10 protein-coding genes and 1 pseudogene are annotated in these 13,481 nt (G+C 47.3%); 8 read left to right on the top strand and 3 right to left on the bottom strand.

Translation table 11 applies throughout. The features are described from left to right. The first annotated feature begins 37 nt into the window (after nt 1–37). The 6 genes from Ga0451573_RS16155 (at nt 38) to Ga0451573_RS16130 (ending at nt 11,208) form a co-directional block, all read left to right on the top strand. Entirely contained in the window at nt 38–1,267 is a 1,230-nt protein-coding gene (locus tag Ga0451573_RS16155; protein ID WP_231685191.1) for an efflux RND transporter periplasmic adaptor subunit, read from the top strand. Between the two features lie 55 nt (nt 1,268–1,322). Continuing rightward, on the top strand, nt 1,323–2,621 hold the full coding sequence (locus tag Ga0451573_RS16150; protein WP_231685190.1) for a CCA tRNA nucleotidyltransferase: 1,299 nt from the start codon (nt 1,323–1,325) through the stop codon (nt 2,619–2,621). Then, nucleotides 2,608–3,819: a nickel pincer cofactor biosynthesis protein LarC gene (larC, locus tag Ga0451573_RS16145; RefSeq protein WP_231685189.1), complete on the top strand. Its 1,212-nt coding sequence runs from the start codon at nt 2,608–2,610 to the stop codon at nt 3,817–3,819. The genes Ga0451573_RS16150 and larC overlap by 14 nt, the downstream gene beginning before the upstream one ends. Nucleotides 3,820–4,001: 182 nt before the next feature. Next, complete coding sequence (locus Ga0451573_RS16140) at nt 4,002–6,464, top strand: cyclic nucleotide-binding domain-containing protein (RefSeq protein WP_231685188.1); 2,463 nt, start codon at nt 4,002–4,004, stop codon at nt 6,462–6,464. Then, complete coding sequence (locus Ga0451573_RS16135) at nt 6,464–7,831, top strand: amidohydrolase (RefSeq protein WP_231685187.1); 1,368 nt, start codon at nt 6,464–6,466, stop codon at nt 7,829–7,831. The genes Ga0451573_RS16140 and Ga0451573_RS16135 overlap by 1 nt, the downstream gene beginning before the upstream one ends. A gap of 236 nt (nt 7,832–8,067) precedes the next feature. Then, nucleotides 8,068–11,208: an S-layer homology domain-containing protein gene (locus Ga0451573_RS16130; protein WP_231685186.1), complete on the top strand. Its 3,141-nt coding sequence runs from the start codon at nt 8,068–8,070 to the stop codon at nt 11,206–11,208. Nucleotides 11,209–11,268: 60 nt separating this feature from the next. Here Ga0451573_RS16130 and Ga0451573_RS16125 read toward each other — a convergent pair whose 3' ends face one another. Further along, nucleotides 11,269–11,532, bottom strand: coding sequence for a hypothetical protein (locus Ga0451573_RS16125; protein ID WP_231685185.1), 264 nt, complete (start codon nt 11,530–11,532; stop codon nt 11,269–11,271). 151 nt (nt 11,533–11,683) lie between these two features. Between Ga0451573_RS16125 and Ga0451573_RS16120 the strand changes: the two genes are divergently transcribed. Then, entirely contained in the window at nt 11,684–12,334 is a 651-nt protein-coding gene (locus tag Ga0451573_RS16120) for a hypothetical protein (protein ID WP_231685184.1), read from the top strand. On the opposite strand, the gene Ga0451573_RS16115 is transcribed toward Ga0451573_RS16120, so the two are convergent. Then, nucleotides 12,331–12,516, bottom strand: coding sequence for a hypothetical protein (locus tag Ga0451573_RS16115; RefSeq protein ID WP_231685183.1), 186 nt, complete (start codon nt 12,514–12,516; stop codon nt 12,331–12,333). The two genes, Ga0451573_RS16120 and Ga0451573_RS16115, sit on opposite strands and share 4 nt — an antisense overlap. A gap of 186 nt (nt 12,517–12,702) precedes the next feature. Here Ga0451573_RS16115 and Ga0451573_RS16110 point away from each other — a divergent pair, with 186 nt between their 5' ends. Further along, complete coding sequence (locus Ga0451573_RS16110) at nt 12,703–13,035, top strand: hypothetical protein (protein ID WP_231685182.1); 333 nt, start codon at nt 12,703–12,705, stop codon at nt 13,033–13,035. Nucleotides 13,036–13,148: 113 nt separating this feature from the next. Here the strand turns inward: Ga0451573_RS16110 and Ga0451573_RS16105 are convergent. Continuing rightward, nucleotides 13,149–13,481, bottom strand: a pseudogene (locus tag Ga0451573_RS16105) (hypothetical protein); the annotation flags it as partial.

The raw sequence follows: 13,481 nt of genomic DNA, 5'->3' as shown, positions 1-13,481 counted from the left end.
TTATTCAGGGCGGCATGTATACAAGGAGGGAAACAACATGAAAAAGTGGAAAAAGCGGGGGCTTATCGGGGCGGGCATAGCTGTTGTGATTGTAATTGCGGCCCTGTCAATGTCCAAGGCGGTTGATGTGGAAGAAGTAAAAGTAATCAGGGGAGATGTGGCTGCAGCCGTCGTGGAAAAGGGCAAGGTGACCAGTGAAGAGAGCGCTGACATTTACAGTGAAATCCAGGGCAAAGTAAATACCGTTTATGTGGAGGAAGGTAATACTGTAGCCAGGGGAGACCGCCTGGCAGAAATAGATGCAGGTGACCTTGAGGCTCAAATTGCCAGACTGGCAGGGGAACTGAAGTCTATTGAAGGCATGGAGAAAGCCGCTTTGGGAGATGCCAGCCAGGTCAGACAGCAGGAATCGGCGCTGCAGCAGGCTGAGCTGTCTTTGGAACTTGCTGAGACCTCATATCAAAGAACACAGCAGTTGTATGCCGAGGGCGCTGTTACCAGGGCTGAACTGGAACGTTCTCAAAATGAGATGGAAAGCGCTTCAGAGGCGGTTGTACAAGCCCGTGCCGCCCTCAATGCAGCCAGAAAGTTGGGTGAGGGTAACAGGCTGCAGTACCAGGGACAGAAGGAAAGCCTGCAGGCCCAGTTAAACCGGCTCAGGGAGCAGAAGGAAAAGGCAGTGGTAACTGCCCCGGCAGACGGGACGGTGTTTGCCGCAGGTATTGAACAGGGAGATTTTGTTTCACCAGGTACGCTGATGTTTACGGTCGGGAAGGCAGGGAAAATACGGATTGAAACCTATGTCAGCACCAAGGATATTCGAAACATTAAAAGCGGTAATAATGTCAGGGTGCTGTTTAAGATGCCGGGAAAGGATACGGAAATTGCCGGAAAAATTATCAGGGTTAATCCGGCTGCCGAAGAGCGGGTATCATCCCTTGGCATTACCGAGGACAAAATAAAGGTGATTGCTGAACTTGGAGAAAAGCCCGGAGAGCTTCGCATCACTCCCGGGATGTCGGTTGATGTGACTTTTACTACCCAGGAAGAGCGGGATGTCCTTGCTGTTCCCCGGGAGGCTGTATTTACTGATAACGGCAAAGATTATGTCTGGGTTATTAAGGACGGGAAGGCTGTCCTGGGGGAAATTACCACAGGTGTCGAGGGCGACGATTTAATTGAGATCAAAAAGGGTCTGCAGGAAGGACAGCAGGTAATTTTAAATCCCCATCAGGAAGGACTTGCAGAAGGGGTCAAAGTGAAATAAAGAACACTAAAGCAGCGCAAAGCAGCCTAAAGCAGCAGCAAAGGAGCAGGTTTTATTGGCAGTCCCCAAATTTATACCTTCAGAGGCAATGACAATATTAAAAACACTGCACAGCAGTGGTTATCAGGGCTACCTGGTGGGCGGGTGTGTCCGGGATATGGTCCTGGGAAGAGAACCGGCGGACTTCGATATCTGCACTTCTGCCCGCCCTGGTCAGGTGAAGGAACTGTTTTCGAAGGTGTATGACAGTGGAATCAAATATGGGACAGTAACCGTTTTGCTTGGTGAAAAGGCCTTTGAGGTCACTACCTTCAGAAAGGGCTTTGGCCCCTGGGAAGATGTAAATTCACGGGATTTTACCATTAACGGACTCCTCTTTGACGGGGAAAGAGTCATGGATTATGTGAATGGTTTGGAGGATTTAAACAGGCGGCTGATCAGGGCGGTTGGCAGCCCGCAGGCAAGGTTCAGAGAAGATGCCATAAGGATGCTGCGTGCGGTCAGGCTAAGCTGCCAGCTGGGGTTTGACATCGAACAGAAAACCTTTGCAGCTATCCCGGAAAACGCGGGTCTGCTGGAGAACACCGCAGTTGAACGCATCAGGGATGAACTGGTGAAACTCCTGACCTGCCGCAACCCCTCCAGGGGAATGAGGAGCCTGCAGATAACGGGTCTGCTCTGTTACTTTCTTCCGGAACTGCAGGATTGTTTTGGATTTGCACAGCATAATTCCCATCATGATAAAGATGTTTTTGAACATTCCCTGGCTGTGCTTGACAATACCACTGATGATCCGGTTCTACGGCTGGCAGCCCTGCTGCACGATATAGGGAAGCCCAGGACATTTACCCTTGACGGTAATGGTAAAGGCCACTTTTACTCTCACCATATTGTGGGTGGTGATATGACGGCTGAGATTATGTCCAGAATCCGGTTTGACAGGAGGACTGCTGCCTCTGTAACTGCCCTGGTGACTGATCATATGAGCCGGTTCGCATTTTTGCGTAAGGGAGGAGTCAAAAAGCTCATAAACAGGGTTGGAACCGAAAACCTGGACAGGTTGGTCAGACTCCAGGAGGCTGATATCCTTGGTTCGGCAGGACCGTATGATTTCAGGCTGCTGCTGGACCTGGTTAAAGAAATAAACAAGGTTTTAAACCGGAATGAGCCCCTTGGGGTTAAAGACCTGGCAGTCAGCGGAAGGGACCTGGTTTCGCTGGGGATAGAGGAAGGACCTGAAGTGGGCCGGATATTAAAAAAACTCCTGGCAAAGGTTTGGGAAGACCCCGAAGTCAACAGCCGGGAGACGTTAGTCACTATTGCCGGGGAGGAGAAGAAATATGACGGACTGTAAAACATTATATTTTGACTGTTTTGCCGGGGCCAGTGGTGATATGATAGTCGGAGCTTTGCTGGACCTGGGACTGGATGCGGAAGTGTTTAAAAACGAAGTGGACAAAATGCCTCTGGAAGGTTATGATATAAAAATCAGGAGAATAATCAAATCCGGGATAAGTGCGATCAAATTCGACGTCCTCCGAGAAACCGAAGAGACCTCTGAACGACACCTGCATGATATTGAGCAGATAATTGACACCAGCCGGCTGACAGCCGAAGTCAAGGACAGGAGCAAAGCGGTTTTTCGCCTGCTTGCTGCCGCCGAGGCGAAAGTTCATGGGACGACACCGGACAAGGTCCATTTTCACGAAGTGGGGGCAGTGGACTCTATTGTTGATATAGTTGGGGCGGTGATTGCATTAAACCTGCTTCGGGTTGACCGGATTGTAGCATCCCCGCTGCCTATGGGCAAGGGTTTTGTCAGGTGCAGCCATGGGCTGATTCCTGTTCCGGCTCCGGCAACGGTGGAACTCCTTAAAGGAATGGTCACATATGGTTCTGAACACGAGGGAGAGACGGTCACCCCAACCGGGGCAGCACTTCTGTCTGCCTTAGCGGGTCAATGCGGCCCGATGCCGGCTCTTGAGGTGGAAGGGGTGGGATATGGCGCCGGAACAAGGGATTATGGGGTTCCTAATGTAGTCCGGGCCATCATCGGGAAGGAAGCCGGCGGCAGTATTGATTTGCTGCAGGACAGCTTGTCTGACAGTACTGCGGGTACGGTTGCAGTCCTTGAAGCAAACATTGATGATATGAATCCCGAGTTTTTTGATCATGTGTTTGAACGATTGTTTGAGAAGGGCGCTCTGGATGCATTTCTCGTCCCGATACATATGAAAAAGAACCGGCCTGCGGTTCTGATGAAAGTGCTTTGTAATGAGGAAGATAAAGAAGGAATTGCGGAAACTCTGTTTCTGGAGACCTCAACAATAGGAATCAGGTTCAGCAGGTGGAGCAGGTACTGCCTTAAGCGGGAAAGCCGTGTAGTCGATACCGAATATGGTGAAATAGGGATAAAGATGGCTGTGCTGCATGGGAATACAGTGAATGAGGCTCCCGAGTACGAAGATTGCCGGAAGAGGGCGCTGGAATGCGGGGTGCCGCTGAAAAAAGTTTACCTGGCCGCACTGAGAGCATTTGAAAAGGATAGTTGACACGAGTAATATCCAGGAGAAGTTGACAAAAGAATATTAAGGCCGGTATTGAAGTTTCCCCCTATTTGGAAATCCTTGTTAAGAGCCTTCCTGAACGTTCAGAGAGGCTTTTTATGTTCCTGTTTTAAGGTGGGACTGATGCGTGTTGACAGACAGCGAACTGCTATATGGAGGTGAGTGCATTGCAGGATAAACGTGAAGAGGGAAAATCGGACAGAAGGACCGAACGGAAAGTGAAGATACTGGCAAAAGTTGAACTACTTTCAGGCCTGAACAGGCAGGAATTGTATGAACTTGCGGGAGATTTCCGGTGGGAAGAACACATGAAGGGGACTTATATATTCCAACAGGATTTGGAGGCACACGGGTTTTACGTTCTGGTAGAGGGGAGAGCAGATGCGTTTATTAACCGGGAAGGCCGGGAGATGATTAGATTGTCTTCTTTTGGGCCGGGTGATGCCTTTGGAGAAGTGGACCTTTTCACGGGAAAACTGGCTTCGGCAAGTGTACAATGTACTGAAGACTGCAGGGTTCTAGCCCTTAGCGCAGAACGCTTTGCCTACATGCTGGTACGCTGGCCCAAGCTTTATGCCGGGTTCGTTACCAGTCTTTCGCAGCGCCTCAACCTGCTTAACAGAGAATTGTGGGAAGAAGGGTACAGAAACTTCCTGCGGTCCGGGCTGCAGTTTCAGCTAAAGTACAAGTCCTATGAATATTGGGGGAGTCCCTATTCGCTTCGGGAAATAGAGGAAAAACTCGCTAAACTGTCAGAAACGGAAGAGAATGTACTATTCCTGGGAGAACGGGGAACGGGTAAAACTCTGGTTGCCTGGCTGCTGCACAAGAAACAGTATGGTGAAAATGCCCCTTTTATAATAGTGGATGGGCGGCATATGGATCAGCAGTGGGGAGATATACTGTTTGAAACCCGGCAGATCCCCGGAAATCCCGAGGGAGCCAAGACATACTGTATTCTCAAGGTGGCTGAAGGCGGGACTCTTTTCATTAAGGACATAAATATGCTGTCATCCAGAGCCCAGTTGAAACTGGCTGAGGTTTTGGGTTCCCGGTGTGCCTCATGCCGCATAGTAGCAACACTGCAGGCAGAGCCTGAAGACCTTTCTGTAAAACTCTTGCCCGAGCTGAAAAAGTTCTTTACCGGAGAAAACAGATTTTTATCACTAAGGGAACGCAAAAGAGATATTCCGGTCATTTCGGCCAGGCTGCTGAAAAAACTGGCGGACCAGCATGGCAGACCTGCTCCCGTGATTGACCGGGAAGCAACCAAAATGCTTTTAAATCATAATTTCCGCCAGACGAATATAGCGGAACTTATTCAGATCGTGGAACGCGCTTTTTTGATTGCAGACGGTGATGTGATAGGGGTAGAACACCTTTTTTTCGGCCCCACAGGCGAGAGAATAGGGCGTAGTTTTAACCTTCTGATTTGGAAGCGTTTCCACTCCTGGGTAAAAGAAGGGCTTTTTCCACTCAGACTGCAGAAGGCAACATTTGCTATCATGATACTTACTACTATTGCTCTCTTATTTATTCCCGGAGAAAAATCAGGTGACTTCGGCCTTACGCTTGTATGGGGACTTTGGTGGCCTTTCATAGTAATTAGCGCCTTCTGGATTGGCAGGGTATGGTGCGGGGCCTGCCCGGTTTCTTTCACAATGGAAATGGTCCAGAAGGTTTACCATTTAAACAGGCCGGTTCCCAATGTTCTGAAAAAGTATGATTACCTGATTACAACCTTTTTGTTTGTATTGGTATTCTGGATTGAAGAAATGACTGATATGCGGCATAACAGGCTGTATGGCGGGCTGTGGCTTTTTACCATTACATCGGCTGCCGCTGTTACCGGGGTAATATTTACCCGCCACACCTGGTGCCGTCACCTTTGTCCCCTGGGTGGGCTGATAGGAATGGCCTCCATCAGCGGAATGGTTGAAGTCAGGGCTGACTCGGAGATCTGTCTGAATAAGTGTACGACTCATGAATGCTATCGCGGTACAGAGGAGGTTGAAGGCTGTCCCATGTCTCAGCACTCAGCCTTCCTTGACAGCAACCAGGCATGTAAGCTGTGCTTTCGCTGTGTACGCAACTGCCCCAATGATGCCGTTAAAGTCAATTTGCGTGTCCCGGCAAGGGAGGTCTGGCACCTTGTAAGGGTTAACCAGGGGTTTGCGTTATTTATTGGTGTTGCCCTGGGGATTCTGATTCCGATTTTATATTTCGGGCCGCTTCACGGTGTGTGGCCCGAAGATCGGTGGCGCTTCTGGTTTAGTGTATCATATTGGGGCAGCGCTGTTCTCAGCGGTCTGATTACATGGATTATTGCCAGACCATTTAGGGAAAAGGCGGCCCCGCGCAGGATTAAGCTTGTTTTTGCCTTTATACCTGTAGTAATTGCCGGGTTTATAGCATATCAGCTGCACTTCCTGCCCGGGAGCCAGTCTGTCCTGTTTGGCCTGGGATATATTCCCCGCATGGGGGCAGACAGTGTTTTTTATGTTCCGCTTTTACGGGTCGGCCAGGCTGGTGCAGCCTTCATGGGAGTGTTATTAACAGGGTTTACTATTATAATGGTCTTGCTGAGGACCGGAAAATTGAAGAACAGGCGAACATCCGGAGGTAATTAATGAATCAAATAGTTATTGAAAACGGGTATATAATATCTATGAATCATGACAGGCAGGTCTTTGAGGGTGGGGATATCCTTATAGAAGGGGACTGCATAACGGCATTGGGCCGCATACCTTCCGGGCTGGTTCGGGAGGATGCGGAGAGGGTAAATGCCCGGGGGAAGCTGGTCATGCCCGGTTTTATTAACTCCCACGTGCACTTATCACAACAGCTGGCGCGGGGGCTGGGAGATGATGTAGACCTGCTGACATGGCTGCACCAACGAATTTGGCCATATGAGAGCAGTATGGAATGGGAAGACTCATATATATCATCACTTGCCTGTTGTATTGAAATGATACGCTCCGGAGTGACGACCTTTGCTGAGGCCGGGGGGCAGGAAGTGGAGGGAATGGCCAGAGCTGTTGAGGAGACCGGTATTAGGGGTATCTTAGCCAGGTCAACAATGGACTGTGGTCAGGGACTTCCTGAGAAGTGGCAGGAGACAGCTGAGGAAACCCTGGCAGTTCAGGAAGACCTGATCAGTAAATGGCATGGCAGCGCCGGCGGCCGTATCAGGGTATGGTTTGCCCTGAGGACAATATTCAATGTTTCTGACAGGTTGATACAAATGACCTATGACCTTGCAGTCAAATATGGTGTGGGAATTCACATGCATGTTGCCGAAGTAAGGGAGGAGGTCAATTATGCCCGGAAAAACAGGGGTAACACTACGGTTAAGCACCTCGCAAATCTGGGCGCATTGGGCGGAAGACTATTGGCGGTTCACTGTGTATGGCTTGATGAGGAGGAAATTGAACTCTTTGCACACCACGGTGTCAAGGTATCACATTGCCCGGCGGCCGGCATGAAGGTACTGGGTTTTGCCCGGATACCGGAAATGCTGGATAAAGGCATTTGTATCTCCATAGGCACTGATGGAGCGCCCTGTAATAACCGGATGGATATCATCAGTGATATGTACCTTGCTTCACTAATACATAAGGGAAGGACCCTGAACCCGGAAACTCTGCCGGCAGAACGCATTTTGGAGATGGCGACTGTAAATGGAGCCAAGTGCCTGCAGTGGGAGGATGAAATAGGGTCACTGGAACCAGGTAAAAAGGCTGACCTTATTATAATCAACCCGGCAGCGGCAGGAAGCCTGCCTGTTCATGATCCTGTCGCAAACCTTGTGTATGCTGTGCAGTCGGCAAATGTAGAGTCCAGTATGTGTGACGGCAGGTGGCTGATGCGAAACAGAAGAATAATGACTGTAAATGAGAAAGAGGTACTCCGGCAGGCCGGGGAAAAGGCTGCTGCCCTGGCATTAAAGGCCGGGATCAGTCTTCCGGAACGCTTCCCGGTAATAAAAGTCCGCTAGCAGAAAGGTAAGATAATAAGCCGTTTTTTCAAGCAAAGCTTCAGGGAATTTCTATGGAGCTTTTTTTATTTTTCTGGAGCAAAAAATGTCGAAATGTTTCGGGGGATAATTCTGTTATTTAGACAAATTGTGCAATGATAATGAGATATAATTATTGGTAAAATTACAATTATTTGTAGGGAATGGAATGATAAAGATGTTGCGGATTAGTACTAAATTGGTAAGGAGGAAACTAAATGAAAAGGAAAACCCTTATTATTGGACTTGTTCTGGCAGTTATGATAACCTGCATGTTTGTCGATGTCATTTTGGCAGCACCTTCCGACATTCAGGGACACTGGGCTGAAGAACAAATTATCCATTGGACAGACCGAAATTTGACTGCCGGCTATCCAGACGATACTTTTAGGCCGGACCGAAATATTACCCGAGCTGAATTTATTGCTCTTGTCAATAAGGTAATGGGATTCATAACTGAGGAAGAATTCAGCTATTCCGATGTCTCTCCGAGCGATTGGTTTGCTGCGGAAATTGGCAAGGCAAAGGCTGCAGGATACATCACCGGATACGAGGATGGTACGATGCGGCCCAATAACTACATCAACCGGGAGGAGGCTGCCATGGTTCTTAGTAAACTATTGGTTTTAGACAACTCCCGGGAGTCAGAACTTATTAAAGAATTTATCGATGAAACTGATATATCACCGTGGAGTAGGGGAGCCGTTGCCGCAGCTGTCGAAAACGGGTATATGAAGGGGTATGAGGATAAGAGTTTTCACCCCCGACGGGGTATAACGCGGGCCGAAACGATAACTTTATTAAACAGGGCTGTTGGATGTCTTTACAATGAAGCAGGAAAATTTACTTGTGACGTCATAGACGGGAATGTTACCATCACAAGTACAAATGTTGAACTGTATAACACGATTGTTAAAGGGGATATTTATTTAACTGCCGGAATATGCAGTGGCAGTGTTGTTTTGGATAATGTTACTGTTTATGGGAGAACCCTGATTTGCGGCGGCGGGGAAAATAGTGTGTATATCATAGGGGATTCGGAGCTGTATAGTGTATTTGTTGATAAAAAAAGCGGCAGGGTCAGGATAGTAGCCAAAGATAATGCTGTAGTTAATTCACTGTGGCTTGCTTCTGGGGCTGTAGTGGAAGAGGCAGACCTGGCAGGAGACGGGTTTGGGGATTTGGCCATAGAAATTCCTGAAGGGGCTGCTGTGGAGTTGATAGGCAATTTTGACAATGTGGACATAAACTCCCCCGGAGCCAGGATTAATCTGTTAAGTGGTTCTGTTGCAAAATTCTGCATCACTGAAGCCGGCAGCGGTTCCGTACTGGAAGTTTCTGAAGATGCAGTGGTCAAAGTACTGGAGATTAATGCAGGTGCATCAGTTACCGGTGACGGGGTTGTTGAAACAGCGAATGTGAATTCAGATGATGTGGTTATGGAGACAGATGTCGGAACCTCGCCTCCCGCCGGCGGCGGCGGTGGAGGTGGTGGAGGTGGTGGTTCAACACCGCCGCCCTCAGACCCGGAGTTCTTGAACGGAGCATTTTCTTCCAGTGGGGAAATTAGAGTAGATGAAGGAACAGTATATGAAGAATACCGGCTAACCTATGAGGGAACTGAAATAAGCCTTGAAGCCGGAAATATTACCGGTGTAACGGTAGTGAAGGATGGAGGAGCAGCGACAGAACTGGTTCCGGATGCTGAACCTGGTTTATGGCTTGACATACAGGAAGCGCCGGGTGAGTATGTTTATACTGTCACCGATAAGAACAGCCAGGTGTATAAAGCCAGTCTGACAAGAATTGGCACGAAAGACGCAGAAGCAATGGCAACAGGATATATGGCTGAATCAGATGGCATAACCTATGTTGAATACATCCTTGGAGAAATTGACCTGTCTGATTTTGAAACAATGTACCAGTTTAGTCCAGATGGCGCAATTTACGAAATACTGCCTGACGAAGACGAGGGAGGCAGTACCCTGTGGTTCCCCATTACAGGGCAGGTAGAAGGCATCCATATAATTTTTGTGAAACAGGAAGGCAAATGGTACAGGTCGGAGATAAGGCATGAAACAGAAAAAGCTATTGTAATTGACACCTATATCTATGATGGTCATACCTGGGTTGATGTGGATATTCGGGGTGAAGGTTACAATTTTGAAGTTTATGCATATTCGCCTGTCGGAAATCCGACAGAAGAGGCAGTCTACAAATATAATCTGATTGGGGGCAAAATAAGCTTCATCGAACCGGTAACAGGTTATATAGATGCTAGAATAACAGATATAGATTACTTTAATTCTGCTGTTGAATTAAACGACAGCTCCTGGTATGGAATTGATGAGAACACTTATGTTTATGACATGACCGGTTATGATCCGGTTTATAAAGATATCGGCAGACTCGCAGTAGGCGACGGGATACAATATGTTCTCAGCGACAGTCCCTGGCGCACCGGGATAATTGATGTAATTGTGAGAAGTTACAGTGCCGGACCGGAAAAAGTCATGGTTATTGACACCTATTATAATGATGGGGATACCTGGGTCTCTGTGGATATTCGGGGCGAAGTCTCCTCATATGAGGTGTATGGAACATCTCCCGTTGCAGATCCGGCGGCAGATACAGTTTACAGGTATGATTTGATTGACAGTAAAATTAGCTTGTTAGAACCTGTAACAGGTTATATTGAGGCTGAAATAACAGACATTGACTTCATTAATTCTTCTATTATACTTAATGACTATATCTTGCGTGGAATTGATGAGGAGACTTATGTCTATGATATGACCGGTGATAACCCGGTATATGCAGATATTAACGGTCTGGCAGAGGGTGACATTGTACAGTGCGTTTTCAGCGATAATCCCTTGCGCAGTAGGATGATTGATGTAATTCTGAAAAGTTGCAGTCCTCAATCAGAAAAACTAATGGTTATTGATAGTTATTTTTATGACGGAGATATATGGGTCACTGCCGATATCCGTGGTACTGTTGAACTTTACGAAGTCAGCAGCGGAAACCCTGTTGCTAATCAACTTTTCGAGTATTCCATGGACGGCGCAAAAATAGTGCTGGGTGTCGCAACGGATCCAACTGTTACTTACGATGTATATGGTGAAGTTACAGATGTTGATACATCGTATAATGCATTCGAAGTGGGTGATGCGGCTTGGTTTGAACTGGATGCAGAAAGCTATGTCTACGATATGACGGATAGTGATCCTGTTTATGTTGAGGATATAAAAAACCTCAATGAAGGTGACAATGTATTTGTCATTGAAGCCACCGATGGCGAGCGAAATGGCGTGGCAGATATTGTACTGATTGTTGATGAGGAAGATATTCCTTAATCAGCAGGTTGTTTTGGGGATTAAGTGAAATTTGTTGATGTGAAGAAAGACTTTTTAAGGCTATCTTCCTGTTTTCCTTGATTCATGGACTTGGCCGTATATTTCGGCCAGAACTGCCGAAACCTGAAAAACATATGCCTCAATTTCATCATGCCGCCTGTCTTCAATTGCAGCCATAAGGTTGCCGAAAGGCCGGCCTAGTATCAGGCCCCAAAGCTCAAGGGGTTTGCCCTCATCTTTTGCAGTATTTTTAAAGCGGTTGATTTTAACCTGGGTAGCAGTCCCTGCCATAAACTTTTCGTAATCAATATGTGGTAAAGACATAATTCTGCCTCCTTTTGAAAGACCGGGTCCGCCCGGTTTTTTAATTTACTGATTTTACTGCAATTCTATTTTACCACTGATAACTTTAGCGAACAAGTGTTTGCTGCATTTCCTGTGATAGATTTTCATATTCCGGGATTCGGGACCGCCGGTGATAAGTGACCTTTTGCCGCCGCCGATGATGGGGACAACGGCAGCAAGGCCGGTTATCTCTGTCAGGGTTGCAGACTCCCTGGGTATAGACTTGAAGAGGGCTACTGTTAGTGTTGACAGGGTTTTGTTGAATACAAGTTTTATACCTGACATTGTCGGGTCGAACGTTTCCGGTACAATATATGCTGTTCCCGGTAGTGATTTAAGTAATGGATTACATTCCGTAGTAGTTAATGTATTTGATATCTCAGGAAACAGTCAGCAGGAATCATGGCAATTTGGTGTTAATTATTTTGAGATGGCTGTTGATTACAGTAACTGCCTTTCATGTCATGAAGGCGCTGCGGCCATAGAACAGAGACACGTCGTAGTACAAGACTGCAGTAGCTGCCATGGCTCTGATTGCGGCGAATGCCACTCGGCCCATACGACTAATTGGCCGCCTCCTGTGGGGAATACCCCATGTGCAAATTGTCATAACTCCGGTAATATTCATAATTCCAATGAAGTCCTGCACAATTTCACTGCATTGGGAAGTGACTGTTCAGACTGCCACATGTCTGAATTAACCAAGGAACATAACATCTACAGGGAAGGAAGCGGAACAGCTCACAGCTGTCAGACCTGTCATGGAGTGCCATATATCTAACATAAGTGCAGAGCATTTGACCCAGGAATCTCACCTGTAATACCTGCCATAGCAGCAGTGACCCCCTTGTTCAACAGGCTATTACAGATAATAATCTCACCTGTAATGCCTGTCATGAAGGAAATGCCGACCATGAAACCGTCCATACAAACAGCCTTGATGCGGCATGTAGAAACTGTCATTCCACAACACTGACTGCTGACCACATTGCAAACAGACCTGTCCTGGGGTTAAACTGCAGTACCTGTCACGATAGTTCTAATTCATCTGTAACAAATGCTGTTAGTACAGGCAGCTTACAATGTGCAGCGTGCCACGACCAGGGCCATGGTTTTGGTCTTGTTTCATCCGTACCTGACGATATTCCGTTGTTAGACGGAGTGTTTTGGTCAACTCCTATGAATGCCAGTATATGGGCAGGAGAACCATGGCTGCCGACAGAGTTTGTGGATGGGGGTAAAGTGGTAGTATCAGGTAGAAGTAATGATATCTCGGCAGAATCCGTGTGGGACTTTTATGAAAGGGAAATGTCAATTCGGGGATGGTCATATAATCAGCCACCGGCTTTAGGCTTGGATTTCTACAAAGTAACCTTCACCAAAGGAACACATAAGGCGCGTCTGTGGTTTTACGGCGGTGCAGGACATGAATCATCACCGGTAATTCCGGGTGGATACCGTGTAGAAATTGTTTATAAATAAGATAACACTTGTGGTAAATTAATTTCACAAAAGCAAAGGAGTGGCAGATATATTCCTCAAAAAGGGACATGATATGCCACTCCTCATTTATGCTAAAGTTTTTGCTTTCGGAATTACATGTTGGATAATTTGAAGAGTTTCTCAATGTGGATGACATCTGCTTCGTGTTTCAGAGAACGGGCTGACAGGACTTCCAAAAGGGCATTATGCTTGCCCAGTTCATCCTTCATGTAACTAACGTCATTTTGAATGCGGGTAACACAGCCCTTATTATAATTAGTTATTTCAGAAATTGAGGCCAGTTGGGCGGTGTTTTCCTCTGTCCGGTGTTCCAATGCTGTGAGAAGCCCGGTATGCTCATTGAGAGTTGATTTCATACCGGTGATATCAGACTTCATTTCGGAGACTTCGGATTTCAGACCTGTGATGTCAGATTTCATACCGGT

It is taken from the genome of Phosphitispora fastidiosa, assembly GCF_019008365.1.
Classification (GTDB): domain Bacteria; phylum Bacillota; class Thermincolia; order Thermincolales; family UBA2595; genus Phosphitispora; species Phosphitispora fastidiosa.
Note: the sequence above shows the minus strand (reverse complement) of the source record. Positions and strands in the feature narration are given on the sequence as shown.

Coding starts and splice junctions, on each gene's coding strand:
- Ga0451573_RS16130 (WP_231685186.1), top strand. CDS start 8,068: ATGAAAAGGAAAACCCTTATTATTGGACTTGTTCTGGCAGTTATGATA.
- Ga0451573_RS16125 (WP_231685185.1), bottom strand. CDS start 11,532: ATGTCTTTACCACATATTGATTACGAAAAGTTTATGGCAGGGACTGCT.
- larC (WP_231685189.1), top strand. CDS start 2,608: ATGACGGACTGTAAAACATTATATTTTGACTGTTTTGCCGGGGCCAGT.
- Ga0451573_RS16115 (WP_231685183.1), bottom strand. CDS start 12,516: ATGACAGTTTCTACATGCCGCATCAAGGCTGTTTGTATGGACGGTTTC.
- Ga0451573_RS16155 (WP_231685191.1), top strand. CDS start 38: ATGAAAAAGTGGAAAAAGCGGGGGCTTATCGGGGCGGGCATAGCTGTT.
- Ga0451573_RS16135 (WP_231685187.1), top strand. CDS start 6,464: ATGAATCAAATAGTTATTGAAAACGGGTATATAATATCTATGAATCAT.